The following is a 7,098-nucleotide window of genomic DNA, read 5'->3' as shown; positions in this document are numbered from 1 at the left end:
GGCAGAGAGCCGTGACCGGTCCGCTTGCCGTGATGACAGCGACGGGCAAGACAAACAGCTTGTCAACGCCTCAACCGTGCCCCCGTCAACTTCAAAAGAGACATCAGGTGGTTATTGCGGCGGGGTCCCACCTCTTCCCATTCCGAACAGAGAAGTTAAGCCCGCCTGCGCCGATGGTACTGCAATGCAATGCGGGAGAGTAGGTAGCCGCCTTCTTTTACTTGGAGCCCCGGGGACAGCAATGTCTTCTGGGCTCTTTTTTTGTTAGTGGCCGGCACGATGCACCGGCTGACAAGGCCAAGTGAAATCAGGCCTCATCAGAGGCAAGACACCTTCAGCCTTGTTGCAGTCCAATCCCAGCCATATTGCGAGGCACCCCCAGCCATATTGCGTGGTAATATGGCTGAGATTGGAGCTCAATATGGCTGAAAAGAGAAGGGGAAGTCGCGACTTAGAAGTATTCGCGATTGGTTTTGATATCGAGCCAGCCCTCTTTTCCGTCCTTGATGATATGGTAGAAAGACTCGGTTTGCCGCTTTATTGCTGTGTAGCGAGGTTCTTTGTGGCGAGGAAAAAGGCCGATTTTACCGTGCTTGAAGAAGTAGGTAAGACCGTCGGAGCCGAAATAAATCGAGTCGTTTTCAATGGGGAGAAGTGTTTCTCCCGTGACGTTCACGATGGGATAAACCCGTTTTTGGCGTTCCCAACCATGATCGCGACAGACTACAGTCTTGGGTTTTGCATTATTGGGTTGGTCATATTGATAGCCAATGATGCCGAATTTCCCATTTCTCTCCACCTTTATCCACTGCGGAGAAACGTTGATATCATCAAGAAAAGAGCTGTTTCCGTCATAGCTCGTTTCCTTTCTTCCATCGGTGAAAGCAATGGAATCGGTGGGCAGACAGCCTGACAATGCAAAATATTCCTCTTTATCTTCTCGCACACCGGGGCCACCGGTATATTTTTGTAATAGGTATTTGCCGTGTTTTTTCAGGATTGTAAACGTCCAATGTGGAACGGTTCCGCATAGATAAAGGGGCTGTTTAATGGGGTTTGAGACCCTTTTTCCCAGCTCATCATAGTAAGCTGGGCCCGTTTCGTTGAGCACTTCTATACACCCGATGACGCATCTTGTGATTTCTCTTGCTTCTTTTACCGTACCCAGATCGAGTTTCTTGAGATACAGATTGAACACGTCAACCGCTTGTCCCGCCTTGGCGATGAAGAACCCCCTGTCGTATGCAATCGTGTCGTAGTCTTTTCCGAGTACATTGTTGTCGAAAGCATCAATCAACCGGCATTTTCCAGCCGTACGATGCACGCCATAGAATTCTTTCATTTGGAAGAAACAGAAATCGTCCGGGGCGGTATCGTCATATTTTCTCCCGGCAAGTGTCAGATAAGCCGGCATTCTTATCCAGCCGAACCGAACCAACCGATCGCCTTTTTCAGTAGGGATGAGCATATAGCTTCTCCCGTTTGCCCTGAAAACAAACATTCTTTTGCCGCCTTTCATCTCTATTATCGTCGGCAAAAGATAATGAGAATTGGCCACACGCCACATCACCACGGAGTCAGGAATGATAGTCATTGATGTGCGATAGTCGGCATATCCTTCCTTGCAACCATGATATAACTCTTGCACGGCAACGATATTGCGACTGAGAAACTTCAGAACGAGCGAAGAATGATCGTGTATCCGCCTCCAAGTATTATTGTCGTTGATGTCGAACGTGTGGCCCACATAATCGCTGAGTGCCGCCGGACGCAAGTCAAGCGCATCGATAACGCCCTTTTGTGCGGCCCGTATCTCTGTTCCTGTCACAGTGTCTGCCGACTCAGAAACATTCCATTTGATGCGCCTCATGTATGAACCTTTGTCCACGCCGGCATCATCTGAGTCTATATCCACATTCCTTTTAATATAAAGATCGTTGCCAATTCTCGTGTATGCATAGAGCCCAACTCCGCCGATATCATAGCCGATGGCATCCACTTCGGGCAGTTTCAACACCTGCTGTGCCCGAAAATCAGTTGCAAAGCAGCAGCAGAACAAGAGCAAAACGGCTGTTTTTTTCATTCTATGCTTGTTCATTATTGATGTTTTTTCATTTGATTCTATTTGCAAAGATAGTTCTTTTAGGTTTCAATTCCTAATCTTTCAGCAGGAAATCTTTTGAGAAACACTTGCATATTCCAAGATTTTTTACGAATATTGCAGGCCGAAAGGCATACCGGAAACAGAATTCCATGATAAAATATCATCTGAAACGCATTTGGAACTGGCTGCGCCGCATGGGCTATTCGCGCGGATTCGGCGTCCAGTCTCCGTCGGCATATCGCTTCATTCGCTATGTGTTGACCGAGCATTACCCCTATTATGCCTATTCCGAGTTGGGGAAGAAGCACAAAGTATCGGGGCACGAAGCGAACAAGATGGGGCGGCTTTATTTCCGATTGGCCAATGATACGCAGGCCGAAAGCTGGTATGACTATCTTTCGGGCAGCGAGGTTTATGCCGATTATGTGCGTTCGGGCTGCCGTACAACCGTTTTTGAGGCTATGGACAGTACCTCGTTTCCACGGCATTTCCGCATTGCACGCCTTTCGATGACGGCCGATTACAAGGCCGTTTATCGCAGACTTGTGGCCGTTGCAAGCAATGATTCGCTCTTGATTTTAGAGGGAATCAACGACAATCCCGGCACAAAAGCCTTTTGGCATGAAGTGGTTGAGAGTGCCGAGGCCGTCATTACCTATGACCTTTATGCGTGCGGCATCGTGCAGTTCGACCGTTCCAAGTACAAACATCACTACGTCGTTAACTTCTGAACAGCGTTGTTGCTTTCCCGTCTGCCTGCCGATGCATGGCTTTCCTGCCAGTCCTTTTAATTATTCTTGACTTTTCAGACGAAAAATATCTGTGTCTTTGCTTGTGGATAAGATTTATTTTGCTACTTTTGCACGCAAATTTGTAAACATAAAAAAGATAAGACTATGTATTGGACACTTGAATTGGCTTCAAAACTTGAGGATGCACCATGGCCTGCAACAAAGGAAGAATTGATAGACTATGCGATTCGGTCGGGTGCGCCCCTTGAAGTGCTTGAGAATTTACAGGAGATAGAAGACGAAGGCGATGTCTATGACAGTATAGAAGATATATGGCCAGACTATCCATCCAAGGATGATTTCCTTTGGAATGACGATGAATATTGATTGTTTTGCGCCATTGAAGGCCGCCGTTTCATACGTATAGCGAAAGGTCACTCCGAATATGAGTGGCCTTTTTTGATGCTTTTGGTAAAAGATTGTGAGCGGTAAGGGCTCTATAAGCATAAAAAATGCAGAGTTCTCTTCTAAGCATTTGAGAGATATGAGGTTATGGAGAGTCTGCAGTATGGCCCGTTTTAGTGTTCAATCTCACCCATTTTACTGCACAATATGAGTGGGCTTAGAAAATAGGGACACACGGTTCGTACATCTGCTCAATACGGTTGACACGTAAGACGCGTTAACAAGTTGGTGAGTAGCTGGTAATCAACTGGGAAATAGGCCATAGGAGCGGACGCACGAGCCGTGCGTCCCTACATGCTTCTGATGTTTTCCATGCAAAAATGAATGGAGTATGTGGAAAATGTAGGGACGCATGGCTCGTGCGTCCGCTCAACATGGTTGACAAGTAGACAGGTTTACGAGTTGATGAGTGGGCAGTAAACGGTTGTAAACAGGTTGCTTTTTAAAGCTATTCAAGAGCTATTGAAAATCAACTACTTGCATCCGCCTTTCCAATCTCACCCATTTTACCGCGCAATATAGTTGAGATTGCACGGTAAAGTTGCCCATATTGCGCGGTGAAATGGCTGAGGTTGGAAGGCTGAATGAGCGGGGCCGTATGCGGAACGGGAAACATACTGCAATATTCTGCAGGAAACGGCGTTATATAAACGTGCAGAAACTTCTCAGAAACATCATCATTCTTGCGGCGTGGTTGGCCGGATTGTCGGCCAAGGCACAGTATGACGCGGCCTTCAGTCACTATTTCGACATGGAACCCTCGTTCAATCCTGCGGCCGTGGGCAAGGAGAATAAACTCAATGTGAACCTTGCCTACGCGATTGACTTTGCCGGTTTCGAGCATAATCCCCGCACGATGTATGCCGCGGCCGACCTACCTTTCTATGTCATGAGGCTTTATCAGGGGGCCGGTGTGCAGTTTGTGAACGAGAAAATCGGGCTCTTCAAGCATCAAAGGTTGGCCGTTCAATATGCCTGTCGCTTCAAGTTGGCGGGCGGAAATCTGCGGCTTGGCTTTCAAGCTGGGCTGTTGAACGAAGGCTTCGACGGCTCGAAAGTAGACCTTGAAACGCCGGGCGACCCTGCCTTTTCCACTACCGATGTCAACGGAAATGGCTTGGATTTGAGCGCAGGACTCTATTATATGCGTGGCGATTGGTATGCCGGTGCGTCGCTACAGCACCTGAATGGGCCCACAATCCGCATGGGCGACGTCAACGAACTGAGGATTCCGGCTACCTATTATTTGACGGGAGGATACAATATAAAGCTGAGAAATCCGTTCTTGAAAATAAAACCTTCGGTGTTGTTGCGCACGGATGGCACTGCCTATCGGGCCGATATTACGGGCCGATTGGTCTATACACACGAGGGAAAAATGCTCTATGGGGGCATCAGTTACAGTCCCACGAACTCCATGACTGCCCTTTTTGGCGGCACGTTTCACGGCGTTGTGCTGGCCTATAGCTACGAGGTTTACACCTCGGGGCTTAGTCTTGGCAACGGAAGTCATGAGCTTTTCGTGGGCTATCAGATGGATATCAATCTCGTAAAGAGGGGAAAAAACAAACATCAAAGCGTTCGAATATTATAAAAAAGATGAAACATCAAATCACAATATGGGTTGGAATGCTGCTGACGAGCGTCATGTTTGCGGCTTGTTTCAGCGGAAAGACCATGTCAATGGCCGGCCGTGGCGGCGAGGTTGTGGGCGTTGGTGGCGGAAGGGCCTTCAATGAGCCGGCTCCCTACGGCATGGTGAAGGTCGACCGCGGCTTTCTTCACATGGGAATCGACAAGCAAGACTCGCTTTGGGGCAGGAAAATGCCCGTGAAAGACATCTCCGTTGACGGCTTTTGGATGGACGAAACCGAGGTAACGAACTCCAAATACAAACAGTTTGTGATGTGGGTTCGCGATAGTATTCTGCGCACTCGCCTTGCCGATCCGGCCTATGCGGGCGACGATAGCTACATGATTACCGAGGATAAGAACGGAGATGCCGTCACACCGCACATCAATTGGAAGAAACCTTTGCCCAGAAAACCCAACGAAGACGAGCAACGGGCCATTGAAAGTCTCTATGTCACGAACCCCGTCACAGGCGAAAAGCTCCTCGATTGGCGGCAGATGAACTATCGATATGAGATTTACGACTACACGGCGGCAGCCCTTCGGCGCAACCGTATGAACCCCGATGAACGCTCGTTTAACACAGACCGGCTCGGCGAAGCGGCCGAACCGGTGATGATTTCAAAGGATACAGCCTACGTAGATGACGAAGGACGCATCGTCAGACAGACGATAGACCGACCGAGAACGGGCCCTTGGGACTTCCTTAATACCTACATCGTGAACGTCTATCCCGATACAACTTGTTGGGTAAACGACTTCAAGAACTCCGATAATGAGATGTATTTGCGCAACTATTTCAGCAATCCTGCCTATAATGATTACCCTGTTGTGGGTGTCACTTGGGAGCAGGCGAATGCCTTTTGTGCGTGGCGCACCGACTATCTGCTTAAAGGTTTGGGTGCAGAAGCACGCTATGTGCAACGCTATCGCCTGCCCACAGAGGCTGAATGGGAGTATGCTGCGCGTGGAAAATCAGGCAACGAGTTCCCTTGGGAAAACAAGGATATGAAGAATGGTAACGGTTGTTTCTATGCCAATTTCAAGCCCGATAGGGGCAATTATACCGAAGATGGCAACCTGATTACCAGCAAAGTGGGCATCTATGGAGCCAATTCTAACGGACTATATGACATGGCTGGCAACGTAGCCGAGTGGACCAGTACGGTTTATACGGAGTCGGGCGTCGACGCAATGAACGACCTTAACCCTCAACTCTCTTATAACGCGGCCCAAGAAGACCCTTATGCACTGAAGAAAAAGAGCGTGCGTGGCGGTTCATGGAAGGACCCCGAGAGCTTTATTCGCTCGGCATGGCGCACTTGGGAATACCAAAATCACCCGCGAAGTTATATCGGTTTCCGTTGCGTTCGCAGCTTAGCAAATACGACAAGCAGTAACAAAAGCAAGAAAAGATGACGAGATACAGTAAACATAATATCATCTATCGGCTGCAAAAGTGGATGGATAGCGTGCCCGGACAAACCTTTCTGAACTATGCATATAGCTGGGGTGCCGCGATTGTTGTGCTGGGTGCATTGTTCAAATTGATACATGTTGAGGGCGCAGACTTCTGGTTAATGCTCGGCATGGGCACTGAAGTTGTCGTGTTCTTCCTGTCGGCTTTCGACCGTCCCTTTGACAAAACGACCGATGGAATGGAGCTTCCTACGCACGTGACCGATGAATATTTGGAGCGAAAGGACGAAGAAGATACTCCTATTCCAGCCTCGGTGGCACGGCCAAAACAGCCGGCCGGCCTCGCATCGCCGGTGGGAAAAGCCGCTGATGTCGTGGCCGCTACGGCACAAGTTGCCCAAGTGAGCCTGCCAACGGCCGACCCTGCGATGGCCGAAGCCCAGCAAAATTATGTGGATGAGCTCAAGAAACTCACCGAAGTATTGGGGAAAGTGGGCGAACAGAGCGTGCGGTTGACACGCGATAGTGAGGAGATGGAGAACCTGAACCGAACGCTGACAGGCATCACAAGAGTGTATGAGATGCAGTTGAAGAGTGCAAGTCAGCAGATAGGAACCATAGACCAAATCAACGAACAGAGCCGTTTACTGGCCCAACATATCGAACAACTCAACGGTATTTATGCCCGCATGATCGAGGCAATGACGATAAACATGCGCGCGGCAACGCCAAATCAAACCCCATAGT

The 7,098-nt window shown here is 49.0% G+C and carries 6 protein-coding genes and 1 rRNA gene; 6 read left to right on the top strand and 1 reads right to left on the bottom strand.

Going from position 1 to position 7,098, the window contains the following annotated elements; genetic code table 11:
- The first annotated feature begins 103 nt into the window (after positions 1 to 103).
- Positions 104 to 216: ribosomal RNA gene (gene rrf / locus H164_RS0110330) — 5S ribosomal RNA — on the top strand.
- A 235-nt stretch (positions 217 to 451) separates the two neighbouring features.
- Here rrf and H164_RS0110325 read toward each other — a convergent pair.
- On the bottom strand, positions 452 to 2,098 hold the full coding sequence (locus H164_RS0110325) for a hypothetical protein (RefSeq protein ID WP_019968546.1): 1,647 nt from the start codon (positions 2,096 to 2,098) through the stop codon (positions 452 to 454).
- Between the two features lie 155 nt (positions 2,099 to 2,253).
- Here H164_RS0110325 and H164_RS0110320 point away from each other — a divergent pair, with 155 nt between their 5' ends.
- From H164_RS0110320 to porL, 5 genes are all read left to right on the top strand, one after another.
- Complete coding sequence (locus H164_RS0110320; RefSeq protein WP_019968545.1) at positions 2,254 to 2,835, top strand: hypothetical protein; 582 nt, start codon at positions 2,254 to 2,256, stop codon at positions 2,833 to 2,835.
- A 165-nt stretch (positions 2,836 to 3,000) separates the two neighbouring features.
- Positions 3,001 to 3,222 carry a DUF2795 domain-containing protein gene (locus H164_RS0110315; protein ID WP_008565731.1) on the top strand — a complete coding sequence of 74 codons (222 nt, stop codon included), beginning with the start codon at positions 3,001 to 3,003 and terminating at the stop codon, positions 3,220 to 3,222.
- A gap of 676 nt (positions 3,223 to 3,898) precedes the next feature.
- Positions 3,899 to 4,894 (top strand): PorP/SprF family type IX secretion system membrane protein, encoded by a 996-nt coding sequence (locus H164_RS0110310; RefSeq protein ID WP_455430845.1) that lies wholly within the window; start codon positions 3,899 to 3,901, stop codon positions 4,892 to 4,894.
- Between the two features lie 5 nt (positions 4,895 to 4,899).
- Positions 4,900 to 6,351, top strand: coding sequence for a T9SS ring complex lipoprotein PorK/GldK (gene porK, locus H164_RS0110305; RefSeq protein WP_019968543.1), 1,452 nt, complete (start codon positions 4,900 to 4,902; stop codon positions 6,349 to 6,351).
- A complete protein-coding gene (gene porL, locus H164_RS0110300; protein WP_019968542.1) occupies positions 6,348 to 7,097 on the top strand; it encodes a type IX secretion system motor protein PorL/GldL in 750 nt (249 codons plus the stop codon). Before porK ends, porL begins: the two co-directional genes overlap by 4 nt.
- Position 7,098: the final 1 nt, after the last annotated feature.

This window comes from Segatella maculosa DSM 19339 = JCM 15638, assembly GCF_000382385.1.
In the GTDB taxonomy this organism is placed as follows: domain Bacteria; phylum Bacteroidota; class Bacteroidia; order Bacteroidales; family Bacteroidaceae; genus Prevotella; species Prevotella maculosa.
This window is presented reverse-complemented; position numbering and strand designations above follow the sequence as displayed.

Coding starts and splice junctions, on each gene's coding strand:
- H164_RS0110325 (WP_019968546.1), bottom strand. CDS start 2,098: ATGAACAAGCATAGAATGAAAAAAACAGCCGTTTTGCTCTTGTTCTGC.
- H164_RS0110320 (WP_019968545.1), top strand. CDS start 2,254: ATGATAAAATATCATCTGAAACGCATTTGGAACTGGCTGCGCCGCATG.
- H164_RS0110315 (WP_008565731.1), top strand. CDS start 3,001: ATGTATTGGACACTTGAATTGGCTTCAAAACTTGAGGATGCACCATGG.
- H164_RS0110310 (WP_455430845.1), top strand. CDS start 3,899: ATGCGGAACGGGAAACATACTGCAATATTCTGCAGGAAACGGCGTTAT.
- porK (WP_019968543.1), top strand. CDS start 4,900: ATGAAACATCAAATCACAATATGGGTTGGAATGCTGCTGACGAGCGTC.
- porL (WP_019968542.1), top strand. CDS start 6,348: ATGACGAGATACAGTAAACATAATATCATCTATCGGCTGCAAAAGTGG.